This is a genomic window from Nocardia neocaledoniensis (assembly GCF_003182135.1).
Taxonomy (GTDB): domain Bacteria; phylum Actinomycetota; class Actinomycetes; order Mycobacteriales; family Mycobacteriaceae; genus Nocardia; species Nocardia neocaledoniensis.
In genome coordinates, this window is the sequence record NZ_QGTL01000004.1 from 401,733 (window position 1) to 417,730 (window position 15,998).

The 15,998-nt window shown below is 70.2% G+C and carries 15 protein-coding genes and 1 pseudogene; 3 read left to right on the top strand and 13 right to left on the bottom strand.

Translation table 11 applies throughout. The features are described from left to right. Positions 1-51 precede the first annotated feature (51 nt). The 4 genes from DFR69_RS13835 to DFR69_RS13850 all read right to left on the bottom strand — a co-directional run bounded on the left by DFR69_RS13835 (position 52) and on the right by DFR69_RS13850 (position 4,636). Positions 52-2,067, bottom strand: a complete 2,016-nt coding sequence (locus DFR69_RS13835) for a M13 family metallopeptidase (RefSeq protein WP_110037918.1) — start codon at positions 2,065-2,067, stop codon at positions 52-54. A 48-nt stretch (positions 2,068-2,115) separates the two neighbouring features. Further along, a complete protein-coding gene (locus tag DFR69_RS13840) occupies positions 2,116-3,261 on the bottom strand; it encodes a serine hydrolase domain-containing protein (RefSeq protein WP_110037919.1) in 1,146 nt (381 codons plus the stop codon). A gap of 147 nt (positions 3,262-3,408) precedes the next feature. Continuing rightward, the gene (locus DFR69_RS13845; protein ID WP_110037920.1) at positions 3,409-3,774 is read right to left on the bottom strand and encodes a DUF397 domain-containing protein; all 366 of its coding nucleotides are present in this window, start codon (positions 3,772-3,774) and stop codon (positions 3,409-3,411) included. Between the two features lie 10 nt (positions 3,775-3,784). Further along, positions 3,785-4,636 (bottom strand): helix-turn-helix domain-containing protein, encoded by an 852-nt coding sequence (locus tag DFR69_RS13850; RefSeq protein ID WP_110037921.1) that lies wholly within the window; start codon positions 4,634-4,636, stop codon positions 3,785-3,787. A 127-nt stretch (positions 4,637-4,763) separates the two neighbouring features. Between DFR69_RS13850 and DFR69_RS13855 the strand changes: the two genes are divergently transcribed. After that, complete coding sequence (locus DFR69_RS13855; protein WP_110037922.1) at positions 4,764-5,288, top strand: hypothetical protein; 525 nt, start codon at positions 4,764-4,766, stop codon at positions 5,286-5,288. On the opposite strand, the gene DFR69_RS13860 is transcribed toward DFR69_RS13855, so the two are convergent. After that, positions 5,289-6,047, bottom strand: coding sequence for a pirin family protein (locus tag DFR69_RS13860; RefSeq protein ID WP_110037923.1), 759 nt, complete (start codon positions 6,045-6,047; stop codon positions 5,289-5,291). Between the two features lie 166 nt (positions 6,048-6,213). Here DFR69_RS13860 and DFR69_RS13865 point away from each other — a divergent pair, with 166 nt between their 5' ends. Together DFR69_RS13865 and DFR69_RS13870 are read left to right on the top strand one after the other, a co-directional pair. Continuing rightward, positions 6,214-7,467, top strand: a complete 1,254-nt coding sequence (locus DFR69_RS13865; RefSeq protein WP_244198272.1) for an MFS transporter — start codon at positions 6,214-6,216, stop codon at positions 7,465-7,467. Between the two features lie 49 nt (positions 7,468-7,516). Next, a complete protein-coding gene (locus tag DFR69_RS13870; protein WP_110037924.1) occupies positions 7,517-9,040 on the top strand; it encodes a DUF4185 domain-containing protein in 1,524 nt (507 codons plus the stop codon). 1 nt (position 9,041) lies between these two features. Here DFR69_RS13870 and DFR69_RS13875 read toward each other — a convergent pair whose 3' ends face one another. The 8 genes and pseudogenes from DFR69_RS13875 to DFR69_RS13910 form a co-directional block, all read right to left on the bottom strand. Beyond that, complete coding sequence (locus DFR69_RS13875; protein ID WP_110037925.1) at positions 9,042-9,899, bottom strand: 5-oxoprolinase subunit C family protein; 858 nt, start codon at positions 9,897-9,899, stop codon at positions 9,042-9,044. 54 nt (positions 9,900-9,953) lie between these two features. After that, on the bottom strand, positions 9,954-10,631 hold the full coding sequence (locus DFR69_RS13880; RefSeq protein WP_110037926.1) for a 5-oxoprolinase subunit B family protein: 678 nt from the start codon (positions 10,629-10,631) through the stop codon (positions 9,954-9,956). 14 nt (positions 10,632-10,645) lie between these two features. Further along, positions 10,646-11,401, bottom strand: a complete 756-nt coding sequence (locus DFR69_RS13885; RefSeq protein WP_110037927.1) for a LamB/YcsF family protein — start codon at positions 11,399-11,401, stop codon at positions 10,646-10,648. An 86-nt stretch (positions 11,402-11,487) separates the two neighbouring features. Beyond that, a complete protein-coding gene (locus DFR69_RS13890) occupies positions 11,488-12,261 on the bottom strand; it encodes a TOBE domain-containing protein (RefSeq protein ID WP_244198273.1) in 774 nt (257 codons plus the stop codon). Positions 12,262-12,363: 102 nt separating this feature from the next. Beyond that, positions 12,364-13,125: pseudogene (locus DFR69_RS35210) on the bottom strand (sulfate/molybdate ABC transporter ATP-binding protein); the annotation flags it as partial. Positions 13,126-13,511: 386 nt separating this feature from the next. Continuing rightward, positions 13,512-14,348 carry an ABC transporter permease gene (locus tag DFR69_RS13895; protein WP_110037928.1) on the bottom strand — a complete coding sequence of 279 codons (837 nt, stop codon included), beginning with the start codon at positions 14,346-14,348 and terminating at the stop codon, positions 13,512-13,514. A 445-nt stretch (positions 14,349-14,793) separates the two neighbouring features. Further along, positions 14,794-15,537, bottom strand: a complete 744-nt coding sequence (gene modA / locus DFR69_RS13905; protein ID WP_110037930.1) for a molybdate ABC transporter substrate-binding protein — start codon at positions 15,535-15,537, stop codon at positions 14,794-14,796. Continuing rightward, positions 15,534-15,932: a TOBE domain-containing protein gene (locus DFR69_RS13910; RefSeq protein WP_110037931.1), complete on the bottom strand. Its 399-nt coding sequence runs from the start codon at positions 15,930-15,932 to the stop codon at positions 15,534-15,536. Before DFR69_RS13910 ends, modA begins: the two co-directional genes overlap by 4 nt. Between the last annotated feature and the right edge of the window lie 66 nt (positions 15,933-15,998).

Below are 15,998 nucleotides of genomic sequence, written 5' to 3' on the forward strand. Positions count from 1 at the left end.
AGGCCTTGCGAGCACCGATCAATTCGGTTTCCATCATCGCACCCGCGGCGTCTACCAGATCGTCACGCGCTCCTCGGGGGCCAGGTAGAGCTTGTCGTCGGAGGTCACGTCGAAGGCTTCGTAGAAGCTGTCGATGTTGCGAACGACGGCGTTGCAGCGGAACTCCGGCGGGGAGTGCGGGTCGACGGCGAGGCGGCGGATCGCCTCCTCGGGGCGCGCCTTGGTGCGCCACACCTGGGCCCAGCCGTAGAACACGCGCTGCAGGCCGGTGAGGCCGTCGATCACCGGTGGTTCGGCGCCGTCGAGGGAGATCTTGTACGCGGCCAGGGCGATCGAGAGACCGCCCAGGTCGCCGATGTTCTCGCCGATGGTGAACTCGCCGTTGACCTTGTGCTCGTCGGCCAGGTCGGCGGGGGAGAGCACGCTGTACTGATCGATCAGCGCCTTGGTGCGCTTGGCGAACTCGGCGCGGTCGTCGTCGGTCCACCAGTCCTTCATGTTGCCGTCGCCGTCGTACTTGGCGCCCTGGTCGTCGAAACCGTGGCCGATCTCGTGGCCGATCACGGCGCCGATGCCGCCGTAGTTGGCGGCGTCGTCGGCGTTCATGTCGAAGAACGGCGGCTGCAGGATCGCGGCGGGGAAGACGATCTCGTTCATGCCCGGGTTGTAGTAGGCGTTCACGGTCTGCGGAGTCATGAACCATTCGCCCCGGTCCACCTCGCCACCCAGCTTGCCCAGGTCGCGGTCGTGATCGGCGGCGTAGCCGCGGCGGTAGTTGCCCACCAGGTCGGCCCGGTCGATCTCGACCGCGGAGTAGTCGCGCCAGGTGTCGGGGTAGCCGATCTTGGGGGTGAACTTCGCCAGCTTGGTCAGCGCGGCCGCCCTGGTGTCCTGGCCCATCCACTCGAGCTCGGCGATGTTGCGCCGGTAGGCCTCCTGCAGATTCGCGACCAGCTCCACCATCCGCGCCTTGGCCTGCGGCGGGAAGTGCTTGGCCACATACAGTTTGCCGACGGCCTCGCCGAGCAGGTCCTGCACCAGCGAGACGCCGCGCTTCCACCGTTCCCGGTTCTCCTGCGCGCCGGTGAGAGTGCGCCCGTAGAAGTCGAAGTTCTCCTCGACGATCTCGTCGGTGAGGAAGGCGGCCCTGGCGTGCAGCACCTGCCAGCGGGCCCAGTCCTGCCAATCCGTGTACGGCACAGCGGCCCACGCCTGCGCGAAGGCGCGCACGTAGTCGGGCTGGCGGACCACCAGCTCGGCGAACAGCTCGGCGCCCGCCCGGTCGACACCGGCGGAGACGGCCTCGACCCAGGCGGCCCAGTCGAATTCGGGGTTGCGCGCGGCGAGATCGGCGAGGGTGACGAGGTTGTAGCTCTTCTCGGCGTCGCGGCGACGCACCACGTCCCAGTGGCCAGCGGCGAGGGTGCGCTCCAGCTCGAACACCCGGCGGGCGGCGTCCTCGGGGTCGGCGGGGAGCAAGCCGGCCAGGGCCGGGTCGGCGGCGGCGATGGTGAACATCTTCGCGATGTGCGCCTGGTAGGCGGTGCGGATCTCGGCGAACTCGTCGGACCGGTAGTACGACTCGTCGGGCAGACCGATGCCGGACTGGGTGGCGTGCACCAGATAGCGGGTGGAGTCTTTGTCGTCGGTGTCGACGTAGTAGCCGAGCGCGCCGCGCACACCGGTGCGCTGCAGGCGGCCGAGCAGGGCGGCGAACGCGCTCTGATCGGCCACCTCGGCGATCTCGCGCAGCTCGCCGGCGATCGGCGTGAACCCGGCCGCGGCCACCGCGTCGGTGTCCATGAAGCTGGAATACAGATCGCCGATCTTGCGGGCGTCGGCGTCGTCGGAGGTGCCCGCCGCGCTCTCGGTGATGATCGCCTGCACGTCGAGCTCGGCCTGGTCGTAGAGCGTGCGGAAGGCGCCGTCGACCGCGCGGTCGGCCGGGATCTCGTACTCGGCCAGCCACTGACCGTTGACGTGCGCGAACAGATCGTCCTGCACCCGCACATCCTGATCACGGAAGGACAGGTCGATACCGGAGGGAGCGCTCAGATCGGAAGTCACGCGCTCCAGTATGCAGAATTCGCGCCAGCCGGTGGGGCCGGTGAGCCGTCACGAGCCGCCGGGGCACAGCGCATGGTCGATCAGGGCCGCCGCCGTTCGCTCCTGTTCGAGAATGTGCTCCGGGGTGTCGCCGAGCGCCTCGGACATCGACACCACCGCGCTGCGGGCGCCGTCGCTGGTGACGCCGTTGAGGGTGATGTACCCACCGTCCCCGCCCTCATGGCTCCAGTAACCTCCGCCGCAGCTCAGCGGACGTTCGAGCAGACCGAGCCCGTAGCGGCCGCCCGGCCACATGGGCTCGAGGTCCGGGCTCACCGGGACGCCCCGCTTCATCTCGGCCAGTTCCGCCGGTGCGAGCAGACGGCCGTCGAGCAGCGCGCGGAAGAAGTCGTTCTGGTCCCTGGTGGTCGTCACCCACGACAGCGCGTGGCCCAACGGGACCTGCTCGGTGACATCGATCTCGGCGTCGGGGCCGAAGAACTCGTAGGACCGCGCGTGCGGCGCCGGCAGTGTCGGCGAGGTGCCCGTCCAGCGGGTGTCGTCGAGGCCGAGCGGGCCGACGACGCGCTCGTCGATCGCCTGATGACCGGGCCTGCCGGTGGCTCGTTCGATGATCAGGTCGAGCAGCAGGTAGCCGGTGTTCGAATACGCCCAGGCCGCACCGGGTGCGGAGGCGGGCGCGTTCGTCAGGGTGCGGGCCACCAGCTGCTCGGTGCCGTGCTGGTCGTAGCGCTGCTCGAGGTATTCCGCCGGGGTGGTGTAGCCGGGGAGGTCGTCGCGCAGGCCGCTGGTGTGCTGGAGCAGGTGGCGGATCGTGATGGCGCTCCCGCTGTCCCGCAGAGTTTCCGGCAGCCAACGGCCCACCGGGTCGTCGATGGACAGCGTGCCCTCGGCGGCGAGTTGCAGCACGACCGTGGCGACCATGGTCTTGACCGTGCTCGCCATCCGGAAGTAGCCGTCGGCGGAGACCGGGGCGCCGGTGGTGCGATCGGCGGTGCCCGCCGTGGCCACCGCCTCGCCGTCCGGTGTGATCACGCGCGCCTGGACCCCGCTGATCCCGAGCGCGTGGATGGCCGCGACATCTGCGCGCAGCCGCTGCTCGACGGAATTCCCCTCCGGCCCAGCACATCCGGCGACGGCGAGCACAGCCGCCCCGAGAGCGGCCACGCGCCACCGCCACGATGTCGAAGTCATCACCGAACACTATTTCCGGAACGGCCCGGCCCACATCCGGCACAACCCTGGGATACACCCGGACAATTCACCCGAAAGCGGTGCGCTTCCAGGTGAATCGGTGCAGGCGGCGATCCGTCGGCAACCCCGTTTCAGCCGGCTCGCCGACTAGGCGCAGACGAATTCGTCGTCGCGGACGCCCGCGACGAAGGCCTCCCACTCGCCGGCGGTGAAGCGGAGCAGCACGTCCTCGTGGCGCAGCGTCGCCGACCCGTCGACGGCGACGTGGGCGACCAGTTCGGGGTGGCGGCGGGAGCTCAGCAGGCAGTGTAAGAAGGCGGTCCACACCTCGGCGTCGACGGTGATGATCGGCTCCTCGGAACCGATGTTCATCGGATTGCGACGGAATTTGCTGTCACGTATCTGAACGATGTCGCCGTCGAATCGAACCTCGACACATTGATTGCCGTTGTTCGAACGCGACGAGGTGAACCAGCCGTGATCGGCCGGGCGGCGACGAGCGGTGGTGGACATACCTTGAATCCTACACGCTCGCATACTCCCTGATCAGGGCAAGAGAATCAGCACGGGACAGCGATCGGTCCCTGGCCCGCACGTACGCGAAGCCCAGATCGCGGACCTGCTCGGCATCGTCGACCGGACCGCCGAACACCGCGCTCTCCGCCCACGCGAAGGTAGGTAGCTGATCGCTTGCGAAGTCGAGTAGATGGAAGCTGGAACCACCGAGAACAGCACCCTCGGGCGCACTGAACGGGATCACCCGGACGTCGACGGTGTCGAGCTCGCTCATCAGCTCGACGAGGTGACGTAACTGCCCGCGCAGGACCTCGGGACCACCGGTCTGCTGACGCAGCGTCGCCTCGCCGAGCACCGCGGTGAGCTCGAGCGGATCGGGGCCGCGCAGCCGCTGCTGCCTGCGCATCCTGATCGAGACCAGCTGATCGACCTGCACCGGCCGGATCATCACATCGGCGCTGATCAGGGCACGCGCGTAGGCCTCGGTCTGCAGCAGGCCCGGCACGATCAGGCTGTCGTAGCTGCGGATGCTCTGGGCACCCGCCTCCATGCCGTACAGGCGTTGCAGCTCCGGACCGATCAGCGTCCCCGCGGTGGACCACCAGCCGCGCTGCTTGCTCGCCTCCAGCAGCGCGAGCAGTTCGGCGCGCTCCTCGGCGTTCACGTCGAGCACATCGAGCACCGGTTCGATGGTGGTGCGGGTGAGCACCCGTCGACCCTTCTCCACGTGCGACCAGTTGGCGGGGGTGAAGCCGACCCGCCGGGCGAAACCGGCCGAGTCGAAGCCACGCTGCTCGCGAAGTTCACGCAGTCGTAGCACGAGTTCCCAGCGCGCCGCGGTCGGCGAAAGGGGGGCCATGGGCGAATATGGTACGCCGTCGACACACCCGCCATTGACTATTGTCAGTGCGGTTGTGCGGCATTAGGCTGTAGATCTAGCGAACACACAGCTACATCGAGTCAGCGTCGACAGAGACGAGGTCGTGATGAGCACGTCGCGCACGGAAGACAAGGGCGGGTATACCGCGGCCGAGGAATACTCGGCCACTCAGGATGCGCTCTCGCGCTGTCGTCACTACCGCAAGCACAACGGGCTCTACGGCATCGTCGACGCCTCGATGGGCAGGATCATGCTCGAAATCGGCGCGGTCGGTGCCGTGGTCATGCCCTCGACCCTCGGTGAACGGGTCCGCGGCCTGCTCACCGGGCGCGGCCTGCGCTGCGGCCCGATCATCGCCCATCCTCGCTCCGGACGCTGGACCTTCCTCACCGGCCCCACCGACAACTCCTACCTCGACACCGTGCTGTTCGCCGACCTGTTCCGCGTGTGCGCCTCGGTGGCCCTGCCCGGCAGCGAGATCGTGCTGCCCTCCCCGGCCGACGAACGCACCGGCTACCGCACCTGGATGCAGGAACCCGAGGGCGACTACCGCCCGGATTTCGCCCAGATCGTCGCCGCCACCCGCACCAACGCGCGCACGGCGCTGCTGCAGCGCGACGGCTCGGCCTGACTACTGCCCGCCGAGGCGGGCGTGCATCTCCCACACCAGCACCTCGGCATCGCCGTGCGGGCGCAGCCGCTGGCCACCCGAGCGGGTCAGGCGCACGGCATCGCCCTGCGACAGCGTGCCGAGACCTTCCATGTCGATCTCCCCGCGCGCCACGAAGACGTGCAGGTAGGGGGCATCGGGCAGGGTGACGCCGGGGCTGTCGGCCGGCATCCGGGCGACGTGCATGGCCGCGTGCGAAGAATTGATGGCGATGGCGGTGCGATCGCGATAGCGGGGCAGGCCGGAGGCGACTGTCACCAGGTCACCGCGCGCGAGTTCGTCGTCGATCTCGAGCTGCTGATAGCCCGGATCGACCCCCGGCTCGTCGGGCACCACCCACATCTGGACGAAGTGCACCGGCTCGTCGTGCTCGGGCAGCTTGCCGTCCAGGCGCCAGGAGTCGTTCTTCTCCGAGTGCAGGATGCCGGTGCCCGCGCTCATCCGCTGCGCCAGGCCCGGATAGATGACACCGCTGTGGCCGAGCGAATCCTGGTGCACCAGGCTGCCGCCGAGCACCCAGGTGACGATCTCCATGTCGCGGTGCGGATGGGTGTCGAAGCCCTCGCCGGGCAGCACCACGTCCTCGTTGTTCACCAGCAGCAGGCCGTGATGGGTGTTGTCGGGGTCGTAGTGCTCCCCGAACGAGAACGAATGTTTGGAATCGAGCCACGAGATCCGGGTCTTCATCCGGTCACCGCCGCGATGGAGTTCGATGGTCATGACGTTCCTCCTGCTCGCACCCGTACCGCCGCCCCAATTCTGGCACCACTATTCTCGCGTGGTGTCGACTCATCGCCCAGACGGCTCCACACCGGCGGATGAGTCACCGGTCTCGCTGCGTCATCTGATCCGCGAGAGCCGCGGCGTGGTGCGCCGCAATCCGCAGATGCCGAGGCTGGCGCTGCTGCGGCTGGCCGCCCAGTTCGGTGACGGAATGTTCCAGGCCGCGCTGTCGGGCGCCATCCTGTTCAATCCCGAGCGAGAGACCGATCCACTGGCCATCGCGGCCGGGTTCGCGGTACTTCTGCTGCCGTATTCGATTCTCGGCCCCTACGCGGGCGCGCTGCTCGATCGCTGGGATCGGCGCAATGTCCTGCTGACCGCCAGTGTGGCGCGCGCCGTGCTGATCGGGCTTGCCGCGATCGGGCTGTTCTCCGGCATCAGCGAGACACCGCTGCTGATTCTGGCGCTGGCCACCGTCGGCATCAGCCGGTTCGTGCTCGCGGGGGTGTCGGCGGCGCTGCCGCGGGTGCTCGAACAGCGGTGGCTGGTGCCGATGAACTCGGTCCTCGCGACCGTGGCCTCGGTCTGTGCGGGTGTCGGCGCCACCGCCTCGGTCGCGGTGATCGCGCTGCTCGGTGCGGGGGACTCGGCCTCGGCTGTGGCCGTGGCGCTCAGCGGCATCGGATCGATCGTCGGCGCGCTGCTCGCCCTCGGATTCCGGCGCGGGGTGCTCGGGCCCGAAAGTGGTTCGGCGACTTCGGAGAGCACCGTGCACGCCATCGCCACCGGTCTGCGCACCGGCGCCGTCGCGGTGTGGCGGTCGGCGCAGGTGACCACGGCGATGATCGGCATCGGCGCGCACCGCGTCGTGTTCGGGATGAACACGCTGATCATGGTGCTGGTGCTGCGCCAGCCCAGCGTCGACATGAGCGGTGGCCTGGTGGGATTCGGCGTCGCGATCGGGTTCGCCGCGGCGGGCATGCTGCTCGCCGCGATTCTCGCGCCGGTGCTGATCCCACGCCTCGGCAGGCCGCGCACCGTCCTGCTCGGGCTCGTCACCGCGGTCGTCGTCCAGCTGACGCTGGTGACCCCGATCGCGCTGGCCACCGGCGCGGCCGTGGACAACGCGCACCGGCTGCTGCTGGCGGGCGCGTTCGGGCTCGGCCTCGCAGGCCAGACGATCAAGCTCACCGGCGACGCCAGCATGCAGATCGACATCGACGACGACCAGCGCGGCCAGGTGTTCGCCCTGCAGGACACCGTGTTCAACATGACCTTCGTGCTGGCGATCGCCGCCGCCGCGCTGGTGGTTCCCGCCGACGGCCGCTCGCTGGGCGTGGTGCTCGCGGGCGCGGGCGTGTACGCGCTCGGCATCGTCGCCATCGCGCTCAACGCCCGCCGGATCAGGACCTTCTGACTGGTCGAATGCACTGTGACGGCGCCCGATTCCGGTAAGTTCTCACAGCATGCGCCCCACGCTGGTACCGCACTCGACAGCACTCGGTGCGTTCCTCGCGGTGCTGCTCGCCGTTCCGGCGCAGGCGACCCCGTTCCCGTGGGCGCCGCCGCCCGTGAACATCTGCGGCGAAACAGGATTCGACCCGCTCGCGCGGGAACCCGACCCGGCCGCGCCGGACCCGCCGCCGGTCCCCGCGCTGCCACCGACCATCGACATCCCGATCCCGGTGCCGCAGCTCACGCCGGTGCCGCTTCCGGATCCCCCGCACGACAACACGCGCGTCGCGCAGGCGCCGCTGCCGTCGGACCCGTGCCGCAACCCGTGCCCCGACGTGCGGGACACGCCGGAGCCGGAACCGGAATCCACCGAACCCGAAGGCACGTCGACCGGTTCGGCGATCGCGCTGCCGCGGATCCAGATCCGGCCCGAATTCGAGCCCATCCCGATCCCGGTGCCCGGCGGCGAGGGCGATCCGCCGCAGGAGGCGCCCGAACCCGTGGTGCGGCCTGTCGAGCCGGGGCCGCTGCGGCCCGCGGTGGCGCGGCCGGTGGTGGAATCGGTGCGGCTCGTCGAGCAGGTCACCGGGCACGGGTCGAACAACCGGACCGACATGCGCTGGCAGGTCGACGGCACCGACCTCGGCCTGTTCTGGGAGACCGAACCCGGCAAGGTCGCCATGGTCTTCGGCGACACCTTCGGTGCGGGCTGGGTCTACGGCGGCGCGGGCGGCGACACGGCCGACTGGCGCTCCAACGTGCTCGCCTACAGCACCGACAAGAACCTCGCCGACGGCATCGTCATCGACTCGATGGTGCAGGACAGCCCGTGTCACGCCGCCGAACTGCTGGGCAGCCGCAAGATCAGGAACTGGGAGACCACCACCATCCCCACCTCGGGATTCGCGCTGGGGCGCAGGCAGTTCCTGAGCTACATGTCGGTGAACCACTGGTCAAAGGTGCCCGGCATGTGGCTGACGAACTACGGCGGGCTGGCCTATTCCGACGACGGCGGCCAGACCTGGACCAAGGATCAGCACGCCCGCTGGGAGAACATGTTCGGCGTCGGCCGGTTCCAGGTGGCGGCGATGGTGCCGCACGGCGACTACGTCTACATGTTCGGCACGCCCAACGGGCGGATCGGCGTGATCGGCCTGGCCAGGGTGCGCAAGGACGACGTGCTCAACAAGACGGCCTATCAGTACTGGGTCGACGGCAACTGGGCGCCCGCGGCGGAGAATTCGGCGACGCCGCTCGTCCTCGGCATGGCCAGCGAACTGTCGGTGCGCTTCGACGCCGAGAGCGAGCAGTGGCAGATGGTCTACCTCGACTCGGCCGCCGGGCAGATCGTGCTGCGCACCGCGGGGCACCCGCAGGGCCGCTGGACCGAGGCGGCGCCGCTGGTCTCCACCGCCGACTATCCGCGCGCCTACGGCGGATTCATCCACCCCTGGTCGACCGCGCGCGACCTGTACTTCACGATGTCAGCGTGGGACAGCTACAACGTGTATCTCATGCACGCGCGACTGCGCTGAATCACTCCACCGACACGAACCGCAGCCGCTCGCCCGGCCTGGCCTGCGCCACCCGGTCGACATCCGCGTCGACGACGACGGCGATCACCGGATAGCCGCCGGTGATCGGGTGATCGGCGAGGAAGACGACCGGCTGACCGCTCGGCGGCACCTGCACCGACCCGAGCGCGACACCCTCCGCGGGCAGTTCCCGGGTGATCGACCGGACCAGGGGAGCGCCCTCGGCACGATCGAGGCGGGCGCCGATCCGGTCGGTGTCGGGGGAGACCGACCAGGAACCACGGAACAATTCGGCGGGATCGGCGAACCATTCGGCGCGCGGACCCGGCATCGCCCGCACCGTGAGCTGCTCGGGCGGCACGGGCACCGGCGCGAACTCCACCGTCGGCAGGGTGCGCGGGGACGGGCCGACGGGGAGTTGACTGCCCGCCCGCAGCGGTTCGGGACCGATGCCGGACATGGTGTCGCGGCTGCGCGAGCCGAGCACCATCGGCACGTCGATGCCGCCGCGTACGGCCACATAGCTGCGCAGGCCGGAGGTGGCGTAACCGAGGCGAAGGACCTGACCCTCGGCCAGTTCGAGGACGCTCGCATGGCCGACCGGGGTGCCGTCGACGGTGGCGGGAGTGGCGGCGCCGGTGACAGCGACCGTGAGATGACCGTCGGCGCGCAGGGTGAGTCCGCCGAGCAGCACCTCGATCGCGGCCAGCTCCTCCGGGTTGCCGACCAGTCGATTGGCCAGCCGCAGCGAGGCGCGATCGGCGGCGCCCGCCTGTCCGACGCCGGAATCGAACCAGCCCGGTCTGCCCAGGTCCTGGACCGTCGCGAGCGGCCCCACCCGCTCGATGAAGATCAGCATGCGATCACTCCCCGATTCGCTGTCGAGGCGGCGCATCGTTGAGCAGCCCTGGTGTTATTCCGCTGTCGCCGTGTCGACGAACCGTACCGCCGTGCCCGCCCGCACCAGCGCGGGTGGATCGCGGTCCACCGCCCACATCCGCAGATCCGTGCTGCCGATCAGCTGCCAGCCGCCCGGCGTGCCCCGCGGATACACCGCCGAATAGCCGCCGGCCAGGGCGACGGCGCCCGGCGGGATGGCGGTGCGTGCCTGCGCGCGGCGCGGGACGGTGAGCCTGCCGTCGGGCGAGGTGAGGTAGCCGAAGCCGGGCGCGAAGCCGACGAAGGCGCACCGCCAGAGGGTGCCCGTGTGCTGGGCGATCACCTCCGCGGTCGTCAGGTCGAGCAGGCGGGCGACCTCGGGCAGGTCGGCGCCGTCGTAGCGGACCGGGATCTCCACCACGTCGTCGTCCGCGGGCACTGTTCCACGGGAAACATCCGGCGAATCCGCCTGTGGCTGTTCCAGATCCAGCCGATCCAGCAGGGCGACCAGCTCGCGTCGCACCTGGGTTCCGTAGCTGACCGAATGCATGGTGACCAGCACCGTTTCCGCCGCGGGCAGCACATCCTGCACGCCCGCGATGGCGTGCACCCGCAGCGCGGAGGCCAGCCGCTGGACGGGGCTCGGATCGTCGAGGGTGATGAGCACGGCACGGTCACCCGCGGGACGGATCCGCGCGCTCCAGTCGGTCATCTGGCCTCCCACCCTCAGCCGAACGGCTCCACCGGTATCCCCGCCTCGTCGAGCGCCCGCCGGATGCGACGGGCCATCTCCACGGCAGCAGGGGAATCGCCGTGGACGCACACACTGGCCACGGACACGGCGACCGTACCGGGACCGTCTACGGTACGCGCGGACCCCGACACCGCAAGGGCTACGGCCTGCGCCACGGCGTCGTCGGGCGCCAGCACCGCACCGGCTACTCCGCGCGGGGCCAACGCGCCGGTGGCGGTGTAGGCGCGGTCGGCGAAACCCTCGCCGACGAAGCGCACACCCACCCGGCCCGCGGCCCGTTCCAGTTCGGTTCCGGCCGGGCCGAGCAGAGCCAGCCCCGGTTCCGCCTCGGCCACCGCGGCCAGCACCGCGTCGGCGAGCAGTCGATCGCGGGCCGCCGCGTGGTAGAGCGCGCCATGGGGCTTGACGTAGCGCACGCGGTCGCCCGCCGCGCGGGCGAAGGCCGCCAGGGCGCCGATCTGGTACAGCACCTCGTCGCGCAGGTCGGCCGGGGCGATCGCGATGTCGCGGCGGCCGAAGCCGACCAGATCCCGGTAGCCGACGTGCGCGCCGATCCGCACGCCCTTGGCGACGGCGAGTTCACAGGTCCTGCGCATGATGGACGGGTCGCCCGCGTGGAAGCCGCAGGCGATGTTGGCGCTGGTGACGATGTCGAGCATGGCGGCGTCATCGCCCATCCGCCACGGGCCGAAGCCCTCGCCCAGATCACTGTTCAGGTCCAGCGGCATCCGATGCCCTCCGTCGTTCCAGGTGGATGTGCCCCGGTGCTTCGAGCATGAACGATTCCGTTCGTGTCGTCACCACCGGGGCGCGTTCAACAGGCGTATACCCGCACCTCGGTGGCTTTGACCACGAAATACACCGTGGTTCCCACGGTGAGATCGAGCTGGGCGACAGCGGCCGGGGTGAGGTCGGCGTGCAATGCTCCGGCCGCTCCCAGCTCACCGCGAACGCGGACGATGCCGCCGTGGTCGGCGATGTCGGCGATCCGGCCCGCGAAGACATTGCGAGGACTGCCGTCGGGCGGGGAGGTGAACACGGCCACCGACGCGGGGGCGAAGACGGCGGCGGCGCTGTCGCCTGGGCGGAACTCGCCGACGGTGCGCCCGTCGACGCGGAGCCGGGCGGCGTCGACCGTGCCGAACGCCGACGCCGCGGCTCGGTGCGGGTGGTCGGCGACGCCGTCCGCGTGGGCGGGCCCTCGCCCTATCGACTGACCCGAATACTCGCCTCGCCCCGGCACACTCGGCTGCTCACCGGACTCCTCCGAACAGGCGTTCTCGGGTTGCTGAGCCGAATACTCTTCCTGCGACGGCACACTCGGCTGCTCACCGGCGAGCTCGGAGTAGGCGTTCTCGGGTTGCTGAGCTGAATGCTCGTCCTGCGCCGGCGCACTCGGCTGCTGACCGGCGACCTCGGAGTAGCCTGGATCGTGCCCTGGTGGCGGACCCGAGTGCTCGCATGGCTTCGCCGAAATCGGCTGGTCGACGGCGTCTCCCGTGTCGGCCGGACTGTGCCCGGGCGACCGAGTCGCACGCTCGCCTCGCTCGGCCGCACTCGGCCCGGCAGTTTGTGTAGTCGCATTCACCTGGCCGTGGGCATGCCCGGGCGCCGAAGGACCGGCTTCGTGACCGCGCGCTGTGGATTGTGGCTCGACATCGGCCGACTCGACCTGTCGATACTCGATCGCGGTGCCGCGAAGGAGGTTCAGGCCGGCGACGCGGGCCGCGAAGGGGCTGCGTGGGTGGGACATGACATCGGCGACCGGGCCCGCGTCGACGATGCGGCCCGCTTCGAGGATGACGAGGCGGTCGGCGAGGGTGATGGCGTCGATGATGTCGTGGGTGACCAGCACCGCGCAGCGCGGACGGGCGCGGGCCGGCTCGTCGCGCAGGACGCGGCGCAGCAGGGAGCGCATGGCTGGGGCGACATCGACATCGAGGGCCGACATGGGTTCGTCGAGGAGGAGCAGGTCGGGGTCGACGGCGAGGGCGCGGGCCAGGGCGACCCGCTGCGCCTGACCGCCGGAGAGCGCGCCGGGGTGCCGATCGGCGAGATCGGTGGCGTCGACCGCCGCGAGCCATTCGTCGGCGATCGCCTGTGCCGCAAGCTTTCTCGCGCCGCGACTGCGCGGACCGAAGGCGACGTTGTCGCGCACAGTGAGGTGCGGAAACAGCAGCGGATCCTGTGCGAGCAGCGAGATCCCGCGCCGATGTGCCGGTACCGCAATCCCTTTCGCCACATCGGTGAGCACGCGCTCCCCGAGCCACACCCGCCCCTCCTCGGGCGCGACCAAACCGGCGATCACCTGCAACAGGCTGGACTTTCCAGCCCCATTGGGACCCAGCACCGCCAGCACTTCCCCCGGCCGCACATCGACCCGCACATCGAGTCCACGCCCAGCGATCCGCGCGGAGACGGACAACCCAGCCCGCCGCGTTGGATCGTCGATCAACGCGTCAGTGGCCGTATCACTCTGGGCCGCACCGGCATCGGATGCCGGGAGAGGGACATCGTCGCAGGACATGCGGGCAGGGGATGCGCCACCGCCGAACGCGCCACCGCCGGACGCGGCATCGCCGAACGCGGCATCGCCCGACGCGCCACCGCCGAACGCGGCACCGCCGAACGTGGCATCGCCCGACGTGGCACTGCCGGACGCGGCATCGCCGAACGCGGCATCGCCCGACGCGCCGCCGCCGGGCGCGCCGCCGCCGGACGCGGCATCGCCGGACGCGGCACCGCCGGACGCGGCACCGCCGGACGTGACACCGCCGGACGTGACACCGCCGGACGTGACACCGCCGGACGCGCCATCGTGGGACGGGTGGTCATCGGTCATCGAGGTGATGCCACCTCCGCTGGTCGCGACGGGGTGGGGCTGCGGAGTTGGGTGCCGGGGATGGGGCTGGTTCGGCGGTAGGCGAGCAGGACGATGGCGATCGCGATGACGATCAGGACGACGGAGAGGGCGATGGCCGCGTCGGCGTCGGCTTCGCGTTGGAGGTAGATCTCGAGGGGGAGAGTGCGTGTTCGGCCTTGGAGGCTGCCCGCGAAGGTGAGGGTGGCGCCGAATTCGCCCAGGGCGCGGGCGAAAGCGAGGACGGCGCCGGAGATCAGCGCCGGGCGCAGCAGCGGCAGGGTGATCCGCCACCAGACGGTGCTCGGGCCCGCGCCGAGGGTCGCGGCGATCTGTTCGTAGCGACTACCCGCCGTCCGGAGCGCACCTTCGAGGGTGAGCACCAGAAACGGCAGGGCGACGAAGGTTTGCGCGAGTACGACAGCGGTGGTGCTGAACGCGATCCGAATCCCCGCCGCCTCCAGATGCGCACCGAGCAGCCCCTGCCGACCGAAGGTGTACAGCAACGCGATACCGCCGACGACCGGCGGCAACACCAAGGGCAGCAACACCAATGCGCGCAACACGGGCAGCCCACGCCACCGCGCCCGTGCCAGCACCGCCGCCATCGGCACACCGAACACCAGGCACAGCACCGTGCTCACAGTCGCGGTCCGCAGACTCAACCACAAGGCGTCCCTGGACTCCGCACTACCGACCAGCTCGACGAACCGCCCCCACTCCACCCCCGCCGCCAATGCCACCAGCGGCAATACCACCAGCGCGAACCCCACCACCGCGGGCCCGAGCACCCACCGCGGCACCCCGGCCGTCATCCGCGACCACCCGACCCACACGCGGGGACAGGAAGACCTCCGCCCCGAGCCCACAGCTGGAGCATGGCAACGACGGCACGGCTGTGCGCGCCACCAGCCGCGGCATCACCAGCCCCCACCACGGCGCCCCGGCCGTCATCCGCGACCCCCCGGCCCACATGCTGCGCCCTGAACCCACTGCTGGCGCACGGCACCGACGGCCTGGCAGCCAACGCCCCCAGCGGGAACGCCCCCACCGCCGACGCGAACATCCACTGCACGCATGTCGGGTAGTCGCGGACGACCACCGGCTCTAGCTGGGGTTCGGGCCTCATCCCCGGCTGGACCTCTCCCCAGGACACCTCGACTTCCAGCCGGGGCCGCGAACCAGGCGCTGGGCGCCCAGCCGACACCGCGGTCGTGACCAGCGCGGCGGACGCACGGGCGATCCGGACGGGGCTGCCGCTCATGGAGCGCCGAATCCTGCCGCCACCAATGCCTTTCGGCCAGCGGGTCCGGTGATGAACTCGGTGAACTTCGCCGCTGCCGGGTGTTCCGAATCCGCCACGACCGCGATCGGATACGTGTTGACGGCGGCCGAGGCCTGGGGGATGGGGACGGTGCTCACCTTTGATCCGGCGCCTGTCGCGTCGGTGACATAGACCAGGCCCGCGTCGGCTTGACCGGAGGTGACCTTGGTGAGCACGTCGGCGACGGAGGATTCCTCACTCGCCGGGCGCAATTCGGTTCCCGCGGCCTGGACGACCTTCTGGGTCGCGCGGCCGCACGGCACCTGCGGAGCGCAGACCACAACGGTCGCATCGGCGAGGTCTTCGATTCCGGTGATGCCCTTGGGGTTTCCCGGCGCTGTGATCAGCGTGAGCACGTTCGTGGCGAAAGTGGCGGGCGCGGCGGTGATCCGCCCGCCCTGCACGACCTTGTCCATGGTCGGCTGGTCGGCGGCCGCGAACACATCGGCGGGCGCGCCGGCTAGCAGCTGAGCCGCCAGATCCGAGGAGCCCGCGAACGAGAACCGCACGTCCACACCGGGATTCGCGGCCTCGAACTCCGGCTCCAGACCGGTGAAGACATTCTTCAGCGAGGCGGCAGCGAAGACGGTGAGGGTGTCCTCGGACGCGGAATCAGTACTCCCGCAAGCACTGACCGTGAGCAGGACGAGCGTGGCACCGAGCGCGACCCGGCCGATCATCCGGCGGCCTTCTCGACCACGACCGTCGTCGCCTTGACGCTGGCCAGCGCGACGCTGCCCGGTTCCAGCCCCAAATCGCGCACCGATTCGCTGCTCATCAGCGAGACCACCGTGAACGGACCGCATTGCATCTCCACCTGTGCCATCACCGTGTCGGCCACCACCCGGGTGACCAGCCCGGGAAACCGATTGCGTGCCGAACTGGCACTGCCGACCGACGCGTGCGGCGGCCGCGCCTGCTCCACCGCCAGCGCCGCGAGCTCGCGCCCCTCGATCACCAGCCGGCCGGCGGAGTCCTTGGTCGCGGCCAGGGTGCCCGCGTCGATCCAGCGCCGCACGGTGTCGTCGCTGACGCCGAGCAGATCGGCCGCTTCCTTGATACGCAGTGTCGCCACCGGTCCAGGATAGTTCCGCAGATTCGGAGAGAACAAGAGAACAACTCCGCACATTCGGAACTCTCC